This is a genomic window from Enterococcus sp. GPZ-007 (assembly GCF_059374735.1).
Genome location: NZ_JCAFYN010000001.1, coordinates 147699 through 163528, shown reverse-complemented (window position 1 = coordinate 163528; position 15830 = coordinate 147699). Strand labels below are relative to the sequence as shown.

22 protein-coding genes are annotated in these 15830 nt (G+C 39.9%); 20 read left to right on the top strand and 2 right to left on the bottom strand.

Translation table 11 applies throughout. The features are described from left to right. Positions 1–136: 136 nt before the first annotated feature. Positions 137–463, top strand: a complete 327-nt coding sequence (locus AC4J95_RS00775; protein WP_494548209.1) for a hypothetical protein — start codon at positions 137–139, stop codon at positions 461–463. A gap of 1665 nt (positions 464–2128) precedes the next feature. Beyond that, positions 2129–2536, top strand: a complete 408-nt coding sequence (arr, locus tag AC4J95_RS00770) for an NAD(+)--rifampin ADP-ribosyltransferase (RefSeq protein ID WP_494548208.1) — start codon at positions 2129–2131, stop codon at positions 2534–2536. A 167-nt stretch (positions 2537–2703) separates the two neighbouring features. Here arr and gpmA read toward each other — a convergent pair whose 3' ends face one another. Together gpmA and rpiA are read right to left on the bottom strand one after the other, a co-directional pair. Further along, complete coding sequence (gene gpmA / locus AC4J95_RS00765) at positions 2704–3390, bottom strand: 2,3-diphosphoglycerate-dependent phosphoglycerate mutase (RefSeq protein WP_316401979.1); 687 nt, start codon at positions 3388–3390, stop codon at positions 2704–2706. Between the two features lie 130 nt (positions 3391–3520). Beyond that, positions 3521–4201 (bottom strand): ribose-5-phosphate isomerase RpiA, encoded by a 681-nt coding sequence (rpiA, locus tag AC4J95_RS00760; protein ID WP_494548207.1) that lies wholly within the window; start codon positions 4199–4201, stop codon positions 3521–3523. Positions 4202–4611: 410 nt separating this feature from the next. Here rpiA and rpsL point away from each other — a divergent pair, with 410 nt between their 5' ends. The 18 genes from rpsL to rplN all read left to right on the top strand — a co-directional run bounded on the left by rpsL (position 4612) and on the right by rplN (position 15795). Then, positions 4612–5025, top strand: coding sequence for a 30S ribosomal protein S12 (rpsL, locus tag AC4J95_RS00755; protein ID WP_010742744.1), 414 nt, complete (start codon positions 4612–4614; stop codon positions 5023–5025). 44 nt (positions 5026–5069) lie between these two features. Continuing rightward, on the top strand, positions 5070–5540 hold the full coding sequence (gene rpsG, locus AC4J95_RS00750) for a 30S ribosomal protein S7 (RefSeq protein WP_316401977.1): 471 nt from the start codon (positions 5070–5072) through the stop codon (positions 5538–5540). Positions 5541–5620: 80 nt separating this feature from the next. Then, positions 5621–7705, top strand: coding sequence for an elongation factor G (gene fusA, locus AC4J95_RS00745; RefSeq protein WP_494548206.1), 2085 nt, complete (start codon positions 5621–5623; stop codon positions 7703–7705). A gap of 164 nt (positions 7706–7869) precedes the next feature. Next, positions 7870–9057, top strand: a complete 1188-nt coding sequence (gene tuf, locus AC4J95_RS00740; protein ID WP_494548205.1) for an elongation factor Tu — start codon at positions 7870–7872, stop codon at positions 9055–9057. A gap of 220 nt (positions 9058–9277) precedes the next feature. Next, entirely contained in the window at positions 9278–9799 is a 522-nt protein-coding gene (locus tag AC4J95_RS00735) for a type 1 glutamine amidotransferase domain-containing protein (RefSeq protein ID WP_494548204.1), read from the top strand. Positions 9800–9895: 96 nt separating this feature from the next. Next, positions 9896–10030, top strand: a complete 135-nt coding sequence (locus tag AC4J95_RS00730) for a hypothetical protein (RefSeq protein WP_494548203.1) — start codon at positions 9896–9898, stop codon at positions 10028–10030. Between the two features lie 306 nt (positions 10031–10336). Beyond that, a complete protein-coding gene (gene rpsJ / locus AC4J95_RS00725) occupies positions 10337–10645 on the top strand; it encodes a 30S ribosomal protein S10 (protein ID WP_010756438.1) in 309 nt (102 codons plus the stop codon). A gap of 21 nt (positions 10646–10666) precedes the next feature. Beyond that, entirely contained in the window at positions 10667–11296 is a 630-nt protein-coding gene (gene rplC, locus AC4J95_RS00720) for a 50S ribosomal protein L3 (RefSeq protein WP_207107468.1), read from the top strand. Positions 11297–11324: 28 nt separating this feature from the next. Then, complete coding sequence (rplD, locus tag AC4J95_RS00715) at positions 11325–11948, top strand: 50S ribosomal protein L4 (RefSeq protein WP_494548202.1); 624 nt, start codon at positions 11325–11327, stop codon at positions 11946–11948. Continuing rightward, positions 11948–12235: a 50S ribosomal protein L23 gene (locus tag AC4J95_RS00710; protein ID WP_010747215.1), complete on the top strand. Its 288-nt coding sequence runs from the start codon at positions 11948–11950 to the stop codon at positions 12233–12235. Before rplD ends, AC4J95_RS00710 begins: the two co-directional genes overlap by 1 nt. Before the next feature lie 39 nt (positions 12236–12274). Continuing rightward, positions 12275–13105, top strand: a complete 831-nt coding sequence (gene rplB / locus AC4J95_RS00705) for a 50S ribosomal protein L2 (protein WP_316401972.1) — start codon at positions 12275–12277, stop codon at positions 13103–13105. A 42-nt stretch (positions 13106–13147) separates the two neighbouring features. Next, a complete protein-coding gene (gene rpsS / locus AC4J95_RS00700) occupies positions 13148–13426 on the top strand; it encodes a 30S ribosomal protein S19 (RefSeq protein ID WP_010782058.1) in 279 nt (92 codons plus the stop codon). Between the two features lie 21 nt (positions 13427–13447). Further along, entirely contained in the window at positions 13448–13795 is a 348-nt protein-coding gene (rplV, locus tag AC4J95_RS00695) for a 50S ribosomal protein L22 (RefSeq protein ID WP_010742755.1), read from the top strand. Between the two features lie 13 nt (positions 13796–13808). Further along, a complete protein-coding gene (gene rpsC / locus AC4J95_RS00690; RefSeq protein ID WP_316401971.1) occupies positions 13809–14465 on the top strand; it encodes a 30S ribosomal protein S3 in 657 nt (218 codons plus the stop codon). A gap of 2 nt (positions 14466–14467) precedes the next feature. Next, the gene (rplP, locus tag AC4J95_RS00685) at positions 14468–14902 is read left to right on the top strand and encodes a 50S ribosomal protein L16 (protein WP_010742757.1); all 435 of its coding nucleotides are present in this window, start codon (positions 14468–14470) and stop codon (positions 14900–14902) included. Beyond that, entirely contained in the window at positions 14892–15083 is a 192-nt protein-coding gene (gene rpmC, locus AC4J95_RS00680) for a 50S ribosomal protein L29 (protein ID WP_316401970.1), read from the top strand. Before rplP ends, rpmC begins: the two co-directional genes overlap by 11 nt. A gap of 21 nt (positions 15084–15104) precedes the next feature. Beyond that, positions 15105–15371 (top strand): 30S ribosomal protein S17, encoded by a 267-nt coding sequence (rpsQ, locus tag AC4J95_RS00675; protein ID WP_010742759.1) that lies wholly within the window; start codon positions 15105–15107, stop codon positions 15369–15371. A 55-nt stretch (positions 15372–15426) separates the two neighbouring features. Further along, positions 15427–15795, top strand: coding sequence for a 50S ribosomal protein L14 (gene rplN / locus AC4J95_RS00670; protein WP_494548201.1), 369 nt, complete (start codon positions 15427–15429; stop codon positions 15793–15795). Positions 15796–15830: the final 35 nt, after the last annotated feature.

Below are 15830 nucleotides of genomic sequence, written 5' to 3'. Positions count from 1 at the left end.
GCCCGTATAAGCTCGTTTAAGTAGATTACACGATCCCTTTTGGGATGGCATCACCGTGCTCTGGTCGCTTACAGAACACACAAAATAAATTAATAGACGTTCGCTAGAGATAGCTTGAACGTCGAGGAGCATTATTATGATAAACCAGACAATGAATAAATTAAAACTCAGCAAGACCTTGAGAGAATTACACGAGCGTGTGTCATGCTTGGGCTATACTATTCAATCAGTTGATTTAGAAGTTTGTCTGACCAAACAATTTGAAGATGAACTAAATACGTGGATTGAAGTCAGCGGAGCTAATAGGAAAAACCTTACCTCAAAAAATGCGGCTATAGTTTACATTTGGCAGACGCTAAAAAAAGATATGCAACTACGATGCACAGAGATCAGACATATTGATACCAACCACGATGATTTGTGTGCGATGCTTTACAAGCTAGAGAAAAGATTTACGATCTAACTAGACATATCATGGTTCTGAGCTTTGATCTATGAAGGATACAGGCACGATCGATGATAGAACCAGAACTTTACTTGATCACTGTTACCTATGCAATAAATCAATAGAATACACAAAAAATGGATACGAGTCTGTCGTATCCATTTTACCTATTCAGATTTATAGAATAACATTCCTCTTTTTGGTTTACATAATGCGCCTTACCTGAAGTTGTAGTTATATCAAGGGGTTCAGAGTTCTAGTTTGTGAAAATAACGAGCAGTGATATTGAAAGTTTGATATATCAATGTTTTCTTATTACAAAAGATTGTGAAATGACCTTATTTTCAAAATCTAAATAACAAAGTAAAGCCTACGCCTGTTTTTTCTAACGTGAATTACGGTGTAAGTAATAGCAATATTTCATGATTCATTGTTTTTAATATATTTGTATTACTATGAAAAAAGAAGACTGTATCCACAAAGGGACACAGTCTCCCACTCAAAATCGTAAAGGGACGTGATTCCCTATGAATTCAATATTATCAGCCTCTTTTGATTTTATCAAGTCCGTGTATTCATTAGGTAATATAGCATATGATAATTATCATAAACGAAAATTTTTTTGCCCCTCATTTGATTTACGCGAGCCAAACTAACAACCGACATTTACATGATGCCGCATTATAATGTGTTCTCAAGTAGTATTTTATTTTCAATTTTGCTATACTGAACACAGTTGAGTAAATGGCTAAGCTCTCTATGAAGGAGTTGATGCCATGAATGATAATTATTCATTGCTTTTGTCCTGCTCTATTTAATAATATAGGATATCCTTGAAAGACTTTATTAAGGATGTTGCTTCTAGTATAACGGTTAAACTTATTGTTTACCTGATTGTAGAAGCATTGAAATTTTTAATGCTTCAATAGAATATAAAAAGACCACTATCAGCTTTTGGTCAGGAAGATAGTGGCAGATGAATATTTGAGCTGAGTCAAACTCAACTATTAAAGTCAGTGTTGGTAGCACTGGCTTTTTTTCTAGTTTTATCATACACGTTATAGCGCATGCGCTATAAACATAGCTTACAGTATTTGTTCAGAATTGTAAACAAAATTAGCTCATTTTTTAGCTCTAAAACAAACTGGCTCAAATTCAAAATTGTTGATGTATCAATGTTTTTTTGGATTGTTAGTTTGGAAATGAGCTTGATATATTAGCTAATAAATTAACAGAACTGTAAGTGAATCAGTAAGTAAAATAGTAAGTCCTTGATATAAGCGAGCAATTATCTGAACTAGTATTTAATCTGTTTAAAATAAGCAAAGCTATTGAACTTTTATCAATACACCTTTAAACTATGTTTATAGAGTATAAACGAATTGAAAGTCTTTAAAGGACTGTTAAAGCATTGGAATGAAGGGCTATGCTCTTGGCTAGCCTTGGCTGGAAATCGAGCGCTAGCTTCAGGCGCTAGTGGTAGCAATACCGTGGAAGTTCGAGTCTTCTCGGCCGCATCATTAATAAACGCAGTTGGAATTAGTGCTTAGGCACTTTTAATCTGGCTGCGTTTTTTGTGTTTTTCGCTAAAACAAGACTGATTTGTCTTTTTCTGTTCATACATAAAGATTAGTTGTACTATAAGTAAACATTAATTAAGGAATTTGTTGAGGAGTGGAAAATATGAATAAAGAAGATACAAGCGGGCCTTTTTATCATGGAACAAAAGTCAAACTGGAGGTGGGAGACTATCTTACTGCTGGACACCATTCAAATTATCGGCCGAATGTGGTAATGAATCATATCTATTTCACCGCTTTGAGGGATGGTGCTGGATTAGCAGCCGCTCTCGCGCAGGGAGAGGGCGAAGAGTATGTCTATCTAGTTGAACCTACGGGAGAATTTGAAGATGATCCGAATGTGACGGATAAAAAATTTCCCGGAAATCCGACAAAATCTTACCGGAGTACTCACCCTTTGAAGATCGTTGCTCGCGTAACTGATTATAAAGCTTTGACTGATGCAGAACGAGCAGATTGGAAGAAACGTCTGGCGGATATCAACACCAGTGATGACAAGATCATCAATTAAACCGCCGGATGTGTCGACAGATTTTTTTATGAATCATTTGTTCCAAAGAGTTGAAAATGAGCTCGATTTCGCTACACATACGATTCTACTACTTTGTACTTTAGGGCAAAGTAGTACTAGCAAAAAAAATCCCGGTTCATTACTGAGCCGGGAAAAATTTTACAATTTTATAGGTAGTATTTTTTAGCAACTGTTAAGTCATCGTTCAAGTCATAAACAAGTGGTTGACCTGTTGGGATTTCTAAGTCCATGATATCTGCATCAGAAATACCTTCGATGTGTTTAGCCAATGCACGTAGTGAGTTACCATGAGCAGCTACTAAAACAGTTTTGCCATCTTTCAAAGCAGGAGCGATTTCGTCTTGCCAGAAAGGTAATGCACGTTCTAAAGTAACCTTCAAGTTTTCGCCCCCAGGAATGTCGCGAGGGTCTAACATTGAGTAACGACGATCTTGAGCTGCCGAGCCTTCGTCAGTTGCTTCCATTAATGGAGGTAAAACGTCGTATGAACGGCGCCAGATGTGAACTTGTTCGTCACCGTATTTTTCAGCGGTTTCTTTCTTGTTCAATCCTTGTAATTTACCATAGTGACGTTCGTTTAAGCGCCAAGATTTTACAGTTGGCACCCAAAGTTGATCAGAATACTCTAAGATATAGTCACAGGTTTTGATCGCACGAGTTAAAACAGATGTGTAAGCTACATCAAATTCAATTCCTGCTTCTTTGATTTTACGGCCGCCTTCTTTTGCTTCTTCGACACCTTCTGGAGCCAAATCAACGTCCGCCCAGCCTGTAAATTGGTTCAATTTGTTCCATTCACTTAAGCCGTGACGAGAAAAAACTAATTTTGGCATAACATTCTCTCCTTTTGAAATTTCTGAAATTTTCAATTCCTGAATCATTGTACAATGTTTCTGCCGTGATTTCCATTAAATTGAGTGTGTTTTTTATCAAAACACAAGCTTTAAAGGGATTTTTATGAAATTATTTTGCTGGAACCTCTAAGATTTTTGGTCCTTCAGGAGTACCGACGATTGCACGTGAAATCATATCGATGAACAATCCGTGTTCGACGACACCAACACACGTATCCAGTTCTGCTGCTAATGCACGGGGGTCTTCGATGACCTCCAAGTGCAGATCGATGATGTGATGCCCGCCGTCTGTCGTTAAAAGTTCATTGGAATCGGTCATTCGCCATGTTGGATTGTAGTCTTTTGCTTCAAATAGACGGAAAACATTATGGCTGCCGAATGGTACGACTTCAACTGGCAAAGGGAACTTGCCCAATTTGTTAACCATCTTGCTTTCATCTACAATCCAAATGCAGTCCTTAGAATAGGTCGCTACTACTTTTTCGAAAAGCAGTGCTGCACCTCCGCCTTTGATCCCTTGGAAATCATCGCTGATTTCATCAGCACCATCGATAGTCAGATCAACCGATTCTACATCGTCGATTGCTTTCAAAGGAATCCCTAGTTCTTTAGCTTGTTCTTCGGTTTTTGAAGAAGTCACGACGCCTGTAATCTTTAAACCTTCTTCATTCACGCGCCGACCTAATTCCTTTACTAAATAGTAGGCTGTTGATCCAGTTCCTAATCCGACGACCATGCCGTCCTTGACAAATTTTGCTGCTTCGATCCCAACTAACTCTTTCAAATTCATTGAAAATTCCCACCTTCTGCTAAGTTACGTCCATTGTAATCGCAATAAAAGAAAAAAGATAGCCTTTTAAGTAAAAAAGACCAAAAAGATGAAGGCGTTTTATTGGTTGTCAATTAAATAAAGTATCACGATTTTATTTGAAATAAGATTTTTTTTATTTTAAGTGATTTTGAAAAAATCTGACCTATAAATAAAAGCAGAAAAAAACTCTAGATAGTTTGTTGACAGCTAAAATCAATCATGGTATGCTATCAAAGGTGCTTTGTGAACAGGTCTCTCGACAGAGACGTGCTGACTGTGTCGAAGTACGCTTGATAGAGAATGCAGGGATGCATTATTTTTTATCGCTGAAAAAGAACCACCAGGATGTGTGGTACTAGACAGTGAATCGAGGAAGGAGGAAACAAGGAATGCCTACAATTAATCAATTAGTACGTAAACCTCGTAAATCAAAGGTGGAAAAATCAAATTCACCAGCATTGAACAAAGGATATAATAGCTTTAAAAAAGCTCAAACAAACGTGAACTCACCACAAAAACGTGGAGTTTGTACACGTGTGGGGACTATGACACCTAAAAAACCCAACTCAGCATTGCGTAAATATGCTCGTGTTCGTTTGTCAAACTTGATCGAAGTAACAGCTTATATTCCAGGTATCGGCCATAACCTACAAGAACACAGTGTTGTTCTATTACGTGGTGGTCGTGTAAAAGACTTACCAGGGGTACGTTACCATATCGTTCGTGGCGCACTAGATACTGCCGGTGTAAACGATCGTAAACAAAGCCGTTCTAAATACGGTACTAAAAAACCTAAAGCTTAATCAAACGAATAGATAAGACATATTTTCGGAAGGAGGAGTTACGTATGACTCGTAAAGGAACTACTGCGAAACGTGATGTTTTGCCAGATCCTATGTATAACTCTAAGTTAGTAACTCGTTTAATCAACCGTGTAATGGTTGACGGCAAACGTGGTACTGCTTCAAATATCGTATACAACGCTTTTAGCACAATCAAAGAATCAACAGGGAATGATCCATTGGAAGTTTTTGAACAAGCAATGGAAAACATCATGCCTGTATTAGAAGTTAAAGCTCGCCGTGTTGGGGGTTCTAACTATCAAGTACCCGTTGAAGTACGTCCAGAACGTCGTACTACTTTAGGATTGCGTTGGGTTGTAAACTTCGCTCGTTTACGCGGCGAACATACAATGGAAGAACGCTTAGCGAAAGAAATCATGGATGCTGCTAACAACACTGGTGCTTCTGTGAAAAAACGCGAAGATACACACAAAATGGCGGAAGCCAACCGTGCATTTGCTCATTATCGTTGGTAAGATTTTTTCTATTGACGAAGTTCAACAGAATTCTGACCAAACAACGCTAAATTTAATTTAAGAGAGGAGCAAACTAAGAAATGGCAAGAGAATTTTCTCTAGAAAACACTCGTAATATCGGTATCATGGCTCACGTTGACGCTGGTAAAACAACAACAACAGAGCGTGTATTATACTACACTGGTAAAATCCATAAAATTGGAGAAACCCACGAAGGCGCTTCTCAAATGGACTGGATGGAACAAGAACAAGAACGTGGTATCACGATCACTTCTGCCGCTACTACAGCGCAATGGAAGGGCCACCGTGTAAACATCATTGATACCCCAGGACACGTGGATTTCACAATCGAAGTGCAACGTTCATTACGTGTGCTTGACGGTGCAGTAACTGTTTTGGACTCACAATCAGGTGTAGAACCACAAACAGAAACTGTTTGGCGTCAAGCAACAGAATACCGTGTTCCACGTATCGTATTCTGTAATAAAATGGACAAAATTGGTGCAGACTTCCTTTATTCAGTAAGCACTTTACATGATCGTTTGCAAGCGAATGCTCATCCAATCCAATTACCAATTGGTGCGGAAGATGATTTCACTGGGATCATTGACTTAGTTAAAATGAAAGCTGAAATCTATACGAACGATTTAGGTACGGAAATTCAAGAAACTGAAATTCCTGCTGAATATCAAGAACAAGCTGAAGAATGGCGTGAAAAATTAGTTGAAGCAGTTGCTGACACTGATGAAGATCTAATGATGAAATTCTTGGAAGGTGAAGAAATCACTGAAGAAGAATTGAAAGCAGGTATCCGTAACGCAACTCTAGCAGTAGACTTCTACCCAGTACTATGTGGTTCAGCCTTCAAGAATAAAGGGGTTCAATTGATGTTGGATGCAGTCATTGACTATCTTCCAGCGCCAACTGATGTACCTGCAATCAAAGGTTTCGATCCTAAAACAGACGAAGAAACGGAACGTCCAGCTGATGATTCAGCTCCATTCTCATCACTTGCGTTTAAAGTTATGACTGACCCATTCGTAGGTCGTCTAACATTCTTCCGTGTTTACTCAGGTGTTCTAAACTCTGGTTCGTACGTGCTAAATGCCTCTAAAGGCAAACGTGAACGTATCGGACGTATCCTGCAAATGCACGCGAACACTCGTAAAGAAATCGATACGGTTTATTCAGGTGATATCGCTGCTGCTGTTGGGTTGAAAGATACAACGACTGGGGATACATTGTGTGACGAAAAAGCACCAGTTATCCTTGAATCAATCGAATTCCCTGATCCAGTTATCGAAGTTGCTGTTGAACCTAAATCAAAAGCTGACCAAGATAAAATGGGTGTTGCCTTACAAAAACTTGCTGAAGAAGATCCTTCATTCCGCGTTGAAACAAACGTTGAAACTGGCGAAACTGTAATCGCTGGTATGGGTGAACTTCACTTGGACGTATTGGTTGACCGTATGCGTCGTGAATTCAAAGTGGACGCTAACGTTGGTGCGCCTCAAGTATCTTATCGTGAAACATTCCGTGCTGCTACTAATGCAGAAGGTAAGTTTGTACGTCAGTCTGGTGGTAAAGGTCAATACGGTCACGTATGGATCGAATTTACACCAAATGAAGAAGGTGCTGGCTTCGAATTCGAAAACGCAATCGTCGGTGGTGTGGTTCCTCGTGAATACATCCCAGCAGTTGAAAAAGGATTAGAAGACGCAATGGCGAACGGTGTATTAGCTGGTTATCCATTAGTCGATATCAAAGCGAAGCTTTATGATGGTTCATACCATGATGTCGATTCAAATGAAACGGCATTCCGTGTAGCTGCTTCTATGGCGTTGCGTGCTGCTGCGAAGAAAGCTAGCCCATCAATCCTTGAACCAATGATGAAAGTTACGATTACTGTTCCAGAAGATTACTTAGGTGATGTTATGGGTCACGTGACTGCTCGTCGTGGTCGTGTTGAAGGTATGGAAGCGCATGGTAACTCGCAAATCGTTAACGCTATTGTGCCGTTAGCTGAAATGTTTGGTTATGCTACAACACTTCGTTCTTCTACACAAGGACGCGGAACATTTATGATGGTCTTTGACCACTATGAAGATGTACCGAAATCAGTTCAAGAAGAAATCATTAAGAAAAATGGCGGTAAAGCTGAATAATTCTTAAAAGTCAATTGATTTTTGACGGCTTTTTCCAAAAGAACTGTATTTTTAACAACGTTTCATGTAAAATAATTAACTGATGATATGGGCTCGCATCGCTTTTGTGGTGCGGACCTATCAGATAAAAAACTAAACTCATTTACTTAGGAGGAACATTTTAAATGGCTAAAGAAAAATTTGACCGTTCAAAACCCCATGTTAACATTGGTACTATCGGACACGTTGACCATGGTAAAACTACTTTAACAGCTGCAATTACAACTGTACTTGCTAAAAAAGGCGGAGCGCAAGCAATGGACTACGCTCAAATCGACGGAGCACCTGAAGAACGCGAACGCGGAATCACTATCAACACTGCTCACGTTGAGTACGAAACTGAAAACCGTCACTACGCTCACGTTGACTGCCCAGGACACGCGGACTACGTTAAAAACATGATCACTGGTGCTGCTCAAATGGACGGAGCTATCTTAGTAGTATCTGCTGCTGATGGCCCTATGCCTCAAACTCGTGAACATATCTTGTTATCTCGTAACGTTGGTGTTCCTTACATCGTTGTATTCTTAAACAAAATGGATATGGTTGACGATGAAGAATTACTTGAATTAGTTGAAATGGAAGTTCGTGACTTATTAACAGAATACGACTTCCCAGGCGACGACACTCCAGTTATCGCAGGTTCAGCTTTGAAAGCTTTAGAAGGCGACGCTTCATACGAAGAAAAAATCTTAGAATTAATGGCTGCTGTTGACGAATACATCCCAACACCAGTTCGTGATACTGACAAACCATTCATGATGCCAGTCGAAGATGTATTCTCAATCACTGGTCGTGGTACTGTTGCAACTGGTCGTGTTGAACGTGGACAAGTTCGCGTTGGTGACGAAGTTGAAATCGTAGGTATTGCTGACGAAACTGCTAAAACAACTGTTACAGGTGTTGAAATGTTCCGTAAATTGTTAGACTACGCTGAAGCAGGCGATAACATCGGTGCATTATTACGTGGTGTTGCACGTGAAGACATCCAACGTGGACAAGTATTGGCTAAACCAGCTTCAATCACTCCACATACAAAATTCTCTGCAGAAGTTTACGTTTTAACTAAAGAAGAAGGTGGACGTCATACTCCATTCTTCACTAACTACCGTCCTCAGTTCTACTTCCGTACAACTGACGTAACTGGTGTTGTTGATCTACCAGAAGGTACTGAAATGGTAATGCCTGGTGATAACGTAACTATGGAAGTTGAATTAATCCACCCAATCGCGATCGAAGACGGAACTCGTTTCTCTATTCGTGAAGGCGGACGTACTGTTGGTTCAGGCGTTGTAACTACAATCAAAGCTTAATCAACTTTACACTTAAAATTTATGCTCGGACGTAAAAGGCTCACCGGTTTTTCGGTGAGCCTTTTTTTACGTTTTAAGATGATAATGAAAGTTTTAAAACAAACTAGTAGCCAAAGTTTTATTTAACAATGTTAACTTGTAAGGGGTCGAATACGATTAGTTCCTATTAGGTGAGAAATTTAGTACCATAGCACCATGATGCTATGAGAGGAAGATTGAAATGATGCTTATCCCATTGCCGCGATATGGGTTCGACCCGACAGAGGGCGCTGTCCCGTGGAGGTATTTAACTAGTCAAGGTATGAAAATCATTTTTGCCACACCTGATGGTCAAGTCGCCGCAGCTGATGTCCGTTTAATTACAGGTAAAGGTTTTGGTGTCTTTAGGAAATTCTTGATGGCTGATTCTGAAGCGATTGAAGCTTATCAACAGATGGTTGAAAGTGAAGCTTTTCTAAATCCAATCAGCTATTCTGAAATTCAAACATCTGAATACGATGGAATTATATTACCCGGTGGGCATGATAAGGGGATGAAGTCATATTTAGAATCCGGTATTTTACAAGGGAAGGTTGTAGAATTTTTTGTTAATCAAAAAATAATTGGCGCAATTTGCCATGGGACAGTTTTGGCTGCAAGGTCAATCGATTCACGCACGAGAAAATCTGTACTTTATGACTATCAAACAACGTTCTTATTGAAAGGGCAGGAGTTAGGCGCAGATTATCTAACAGCTATGTAGTTGAGAGATTATTATCGTACTTACCAAATAGCAGTTGAAGATGAAGTGAAATTTGCTCTGAGAGACTCGGACCAATTTCATTCAGGAGATTTTTCGTTGGGTAGAGATTCATTGAATAATGAGAAACCAGCCTTTGTGTTGCAAGACCGTAATTACATTTCGGCTCGCTGGCCAGGGGGTGCTTATCCGTTTGCGAAAAAGTTTTATCACCGATTGATGAAAAACGAATAACGTCATAAATCTATTTATATTATATAGAAGTAAAGCTAAAAGTTTTCTCTGTCAAATGTGTTTTCAGAAAACAATACAGAAAAACGAAAGTTTCTTAGAAAATCCTTGCAATCAGTAGTCTCATGTAATATAATCATAAAGGTGCTGTTTGCAGAAGTGCAAATATCACTGGGGGGTTCAGAAAAGAATCCGTCGGCTTTGAAACGAGAGGTTGCGACACGCCCGGACGCTTTGCCACGAACGAGTGTGACGGAGATTTTCGTGGAGCTATGTCTACTTTTTAAAATAGGCGAAGGAGGGAACAAGATGGCAAAACAAAAAATTCGTATCCGTTTAAAAGCGTATGAACATGGTATTTTAGATCAATCAGCGGATAAAATCGTGGAAACTGCAAAAAGAACTGGAGCTAGCGTGTCTGGTCCAATTCCATTACCAACTGAACGCAGTCTTTACACTGTAATCCGTGCGACTCATAAATACAAAGATTCACGCGAACAATTCGAAATGCGTACTCACAAACGTCTGATTGACATTGTGAACCCAACACCGAAGACAGTCGATGCTTTAATGAAGCTTGACTTACCATCAGGTGTGAATATTGAAATCAAACTATAATAAGAAGATGGAGGTGTAATCATGACCAAAGGAATCTTAGGGAAAAAAGTGGGAATGACTCAAATCTTCACAGAATCTGGCGAACTAATTCCAGTAACTGTAATCGAAGCTACTCCAAACGTTGTTTTACAAGTGAAAACAATGGAAAACGATGGCTACGAAGCTGTTCAATTAGGTTACCAAGATATGCGTGAAGTTTTGTCTAACAAACCTGCGAAAGGTCATGTTGCAAAAGCAAACACGGCTCCTAAGCGCTTCATTCGAGAATTCAAAGATGTTGAGCTAGGAGACTATGAAGTAGGTAAAGAAGTGAAAGTTGATACTTTCCAAGCTGGAGACATCATTGATGTTACCGGAACGACTAAAGGTAAAGGATTCCAAGGCGTTATCAAACGTCACGGACAAAGCCGCGGCCCAATGGCTCACGGTTCCCGTTACCACCGTCGTCCTGGATCTATGGGTCCTGTTGCACCGAACCGCGTATTTAAAAATAAAAAACTTGCTGGTCGTATGGGTGGCAACCGCGTAACAATTCAAAACCTTGAAATTGTTCGTGTTGACGCTGATCGCAACGTTATCTTAGTAAAAGGAAATGTTCCTGGAGCTAAAAAATCTTTAATCACTATCAAATCAGCTGTGAAAGCTAAATAATTAGTTATAGGAAAGGAGGAACTAAGGAATGCCAACTGTAGCATTATTCAAACAAGATGGAACTCAAAACGGTGACATCACTTTAAATGAAGAAATCTTCGGAATCGAACCAAATGAAAGTGTTGTTTACGATGCAATCGTTATGCAACGCGCTTCATTGAGACAAGGAACACACGCTGTGAAAAATCGTAGCGCAGTTCGTGGCGGTGGCCGCAAACCATGGCGTCAAAAAGGAACTGGACGTGCTCGTCAAGGTTCTATCCGTTCACCACAATGGCGTGGAGGTGGTATTGTCTTCGGACCTACACCACGTTCATACAGCTACAAACTTCCTAAAAAAGTTCGTCGCTTAGCAATCAAATCTGTTTTATCAGAAAAAGTTGCTGGAAATAACTTAGTTGCTGTTGACGCTTTAAGCTTTGACGCACCTAAAACAAAAGAATTCAAACAAGTTTTAACTAGCTTGTCTATCGATTCAAAAGTATTGGTTGTTTTAGAAACAGGAAACGAAGTTGCAGGCTTAGCTGCTCGTAACTTATCAAACGTAACTGTAACTACTTCAGACAACGTTACTGTATTAGATGTAGTCGCTAATGACAAAATCTTAGCAACGCAAACTGCTCTTACTCAAATTGAGGAGGTGCTTGCATAATGAACTTACTAGACGTAATCAAACGCCCAGTGATCACTGAAAAATCTATGTTAGACATGGATGAAAAGAAATATACTTTCGAAGTAGACACTCGTGCGAACAAAACTTTAGTCAAACAAGCGGTTGAAGCTGCTTTCGACGTTAAAGTTAAAAATGTAAACATTATGAATGCTAAACCAAAAGCAAAACGTATGGGTAAATACCAAGGCTTCACGAAAAAACGTCGCAAAGCTGTTGTGACTTTGACTGAAGACTCAAAAGAAATTCAACTTTTCGACGCTGAATAGGCGTTAGAAAATCACTAGTAAATAGGAGGGAAACTAGACGTGGCGATTAAAAAGTACAAACCTACCTCAAATGGTCGTCGTAATATGACAAGTTCTGATTTCGCTGAAATCACTACTTCAACGCCTGAAAAGACGTTATTACAACCATTGAAAAACAACGCCGGTCGTAACAACAACGGTCGCATTACAGTACGCCATCAAGGTGGCGGACATAAACGTCAATACCGTGTTATCGACTTCAAACGTAACAAAGATAACGTGGTTGCTAAGGTTCAAACGATCGAATACGATCCGAACCGTTCAGCAAACATTGCATTAGTTCATTATACAGATGGAGTGAAAGCATACATCTTAGCCCCTAAAGGCTTAGAAGTTGGCATGACTGTAGTATCTGGACCAGATGCAGATATTAAAATCGGGAATGCATTACCACTAGAAAATATTCCAGTCGGTACTGTTGTCCACAATATTGAAATGAAACCTGGCAAAGGCGGACAATTGATCCGTTCAGCTGGTACAAGTGCACAAGTACTTGGTAAAGAAGGCAAATACGTATTAGTACGTTTGAATTCTGGCGAAGTTCGCATGATCTTAGCTACTTGCCGTGCAACAATCGGTTCTGTTGGTAACGAACAACACGAATTGATCAACATCGGTAAAGCTGGACGTTCTCGTTGGATGCGCAAACGCCCAACTGTACGTGGTAGCGTAATGAACCCTAACGATCACCCACACGGTGGTGGTGAAGGTAAAGCTCCAGTCGGACGTAAAGCTCCAGTATCTCCATGGGGACAACCTGCATTGGGTTACAAAACGCGTAACAAGAAAGCTGCATCAGACAAGCTTATCGTACGTCGTAAGACTAAATAATATCATTGACTATGTGTCGCATATTTTGAGAGGAGGTACACCATGGGTCGTAGTTTGAAAAAAGGACCTTTCGCTGATGATCATTTGATGAAAAAGGTCGAAGCGCAACAAGGTGTTGAAAAGAAAAAAGTTATCAAAACTTGGTCTCGTCGCTCAACAATTTTTCCTAACTTTGTAGGATTTACTATTGCTGTTTATGACGGACGCAAACATGTGCCAGTTTACATCCAAGAAGACATGGTAGGACATAAATTAGGTGAATTTGCACCATCAAGAACTTATCGTGGACATGCCGCCGACGATAAGAAAACAAGACGTTAATTTTGAGGGGAGGATATTAACATGGCAGAACAAATTACATCAGCTAAGGCAACTGCGAAAACAGTTCGCACTTCTCCTCGTAAAGCACGTTTAGTAATCGATCTTATTAGAGGAAAAAGCGTAGCAGAAGCAATTTCAATTTTGAAATTCACACCAAACAAATCTGCTGGAATCATCGAAAAAGTGATGATGTCCGCAGTTGCTAACGCAGAGAACAACTTTGACTTAGATGTTGAAAACTTGGTAGTTTCTGAAGCATTTGTTAACGAAGGACCAACAATGAAACGTTTCCGTCCACGTGCAAAAGGTTCAGCTTCACCAATCAACAAACGTACAAGTCACATCACCGTTGTGGTATCAGAAAAATAAGGAGGGATAATCAGTGGGTCAAAAAGTAAATCCTATTGGAATGCGTGTAGGCATCATCCGTGAGTGGGATGCTAAATGGTATGCCGAAAAAGAGTATGCTGAATTTCTACACGAAGATTTGAGAATCCGTAAGTTCATCGCAACGAAACTTGCTGATGCCGCTGTGTCAAAAGTTGAAATCGAACGCGCTGCAAACCGTGTGAACATTTCAATCCACACAGCTAAGCCTGGTATGGTTATCGGTAAAGGCGGATCTGAAGTCGAAAGCCTAAGAAAAGAATTAAACAAATTAACTGGTAAACGAGTTCACATCAACATCGTTGAAATCAAAAAACCAGATTTAGATGCCAAATTAGTCGGAGAAGGAATCGCGCGTCAATTAGAAAACCGTGTTGCTTTCCGTCGTGCACAAAAACAAGCGATCCAACGCACTATGCGTTCTGGCGCTAAAGGAATCAAAACTCAAGTATCTGGTCGTTTGAATGGTGCGGATATCGCTCGTTCAGAAGGATACTCTGAAGGAACAGTTCCTCTTCATACATTGCGTGCCGACATCGACTACGCTTGGGAAGAAGCGAATACAACATACGGAAAACTAGGAGTTAAAGTGTGGATTTATCGTGGAGAAATTCTTCCTACAAAGAAAAACACTGAGAAAGGAGGGAAATAGACATGTTAGTACCTAAACGTGTAAAACACCGTCGTGAATTCCGCGGAAAAATGCGTGGAGAAGCTAAAGGTGGAAAAGAAATCGCATTTGGTGAATTCGGCTTACAAGCTGTTGAATCTCATTGGATTACTAACCGCCAAATCGAAGCATCACGTATCGCCATGACTCGTTACATGAAACGTGGTGGGAAAGTGTGGATCAAAATTTTCCCTCACAAATCATATACATCTAAAGCTATCGGCGTACGTATGGGTAAAGGTAAAGGTGCTCCAGAAGGTTGGGTTTCACCAGTTAAACGCGGCAAGATCATGTTTGAAATCGCCGGCGTACCTGAAGAAGTCGCTCGTGAAGCATTACGTCTTGCTTCTCACAAATTACCTATGAAAACGAAGATCGTAAAACGTGAGGAAATGGGTGGTGAATCGAATGAAGGTTAAAGAAATCAGAGAATTAACCACTGCCGAAATGATTGATCAAGAAAAACAATTAAAAGAAGAATTGTTTAATCTTAGATTCCAATTAGCAACAGGTCAATTAGAGAACACTGCACGTATTAAAGAAGTACGTAAATCGATTGCACGCATTAAAACTGTGTTGCGCGAACAAGCTGACAAATAGTGGAAGGAGGCCATTTCCAGTATGACTGAAGAAAGAAATCAACGTAAAGTTTATCAAGGACGCGTGGTATCTGACAAAATGGACAAGACGATCACTGTTGTCGTTGAAACCAAAAAGAATCATCCAATCTACGGTAAACGTATGAAGTATTCTAAAAAATACAAAGCTCACGATGAAAACAATGAAGCAAAAATTGGCGATATCGTGAAAATCATGGAAACTCGTCCATTATCAGCTACCAAACGTTTCCGTCTGGTTGAAATTGTTGAAAAAGCAGTGATTATCTAATCACACGAGATTTTCCTATATAGATGTTTCTTAAATCTGAAAGGAGGATACACAAGTGATCCAAGCAGAAAGTCGTTTAAAAATTGCGGACAACTCAGGCGCTCGTGAAATTTTAACTATTAAAGTTCTTGGCGGATCTGGTCGCAAAACTGCAAATATCGGTGATGTGATTGTTGCTACGGTTAAACAAGCAACGCCAGGTGGTGTTGTCAAAAAAGGTGAAGTCGTTAAAGCCGTTATCGTTCGAACTAAATCAGGCGCTCGTCGTTCTGACGGTTCTTATATCAAATTTGATGAAAATGCAGCTGTTATCATTCGTGATGACAAGAGCCCAAGAGGAACACGTATCTTCGGACCTGTCGCTCGTGAACTACGCGAAGGCAACTTTATGAAGATCGTTTCATTGGCACCGGAAGTATTATAATCGAAAGATTCAACCAAAGGAGGTGCGCAACAGTA

Excerpts from the sequence above, each read along its gene's own strand:
- rpsJ (WP_010756438.1), top strand. The coding sequence starts at position 10,337 with ATGGCAAAACAAAAAATTCGTATCCGTTTAAAAGCGTATGAACATGGT.
- rplV (WP_010742755.1), top strand. The coding sequence starts at position 13,448 with ATGGCAGAACAAATTACATCAGCTAAGGCAACTGCGAAAACAGTTCGC.
- gpmA (WP_316401979.1), bottom strand. The coding sequence starts at position 3,390 with ATGCCAAAATTAGTTTTTTCTCGTCACGGCTTAAGTGAATGGAACAAA.
- rpsL (WP_010742744.1), top strand. The coding sequence starts at position 4,612 with ATGCCTACAATTAATCAATTAGTACGTAAACCTCGTAAATCAAAGGTG.
- rplD (WP_494548202.1), top strand. The coding sequence starts at position 11,325 with ATGCCAACTGTAGCATTATTCAAACAAGATGGAACTCAAAACGGTGAC.
- rpsS (WP_010782058.1), top strand. The coding sequence starts at position 13,148 with ATGGGTCGTAGTTTGAAAAAAGGACCTTTCGCTGATGATCATTTGATG.
- rpsG (WP_316401977.1), top strand. The coding sequence starts at position 5,070 with ATGACTCGTAAAGGAACTACTGCGAAACGTGATGTTTTGCCAGATCCT.
- rpiA (WP_494548207.1), bottom strand. The coding sequence starts at position 4,201 with ATGAATTTGAAAGAGTTAGTTGGGATCGAAGCAGCAAAATTTGTCAAG.
- fusA (WP_494548206.1), top strand. The coding sequence starts at position 5,621 with ATGGCAAGAGAATTTTCTCTAGAAAACACTCGTAATATCGGTATCATG.
- rplC (WP_207107468.1), top strand. The coding sequence starts at position 10,667 with ATGACCAAAGGAATCTTAGGGAAAAAAGTGGGAATGACTCAAATCTTC.
- rpmC (WP_316401970.1), top strand. The coding sequence starts at position 14,892 with ATGAAGGTTAAAGAAATCAGAGAATTAACCACTGCCGAAATGATTGAT.
- AC4J95_RS00735 (WP_494548204.1), top strand. The coding sequence starts at position 9,278 with ATGATGCTTATCCCATTGCCGCGATATGGGTTCGACCCGACAGAGGGC.
- tuf (WP_494548205.1), top strand. The coding sequence starts at position 7,870 with ATGGCTAAAGAAAAATTTGACCGTTCAAAACCCCATGTTAACATTGGT.
- AC4J95_RS00775 (WP_494548209.1), top strand. The coding sequence starts at position 137 with ATGATAAACCAGACAATGAATAAATTAAAACTCAGCAAGACCTTGAGA.
- rplP (WP_010742757.1), top strand. The coding sequence starts at position 14,468 with ATGTTAGTACCTAAACGTGTAAAACACCGTCGTGAATTCCGCGGAAAA.
- AC4J95_RS00710 (WP_010747215.1), top strand. The coding sequence starts at position 11,948 with ATGAACTTACTAGACGTAATCAAACGCCCAGTGATCACTGAAAAATCT.
- rpsQ (WP_010742759.1), top strand. The coding sequence starts at position 15,105 with ATGACTGAAGAAAGAAATCAACGTAAAGTTTATCAAGGACGCGTGGTA.
- arr (WP_494548208.1), top strand. The coding sequence starts at position 2,129 with ATGAATAAAGAAGATACAAGCGGGCCTTTTTATCATGGAACAAAAGTC.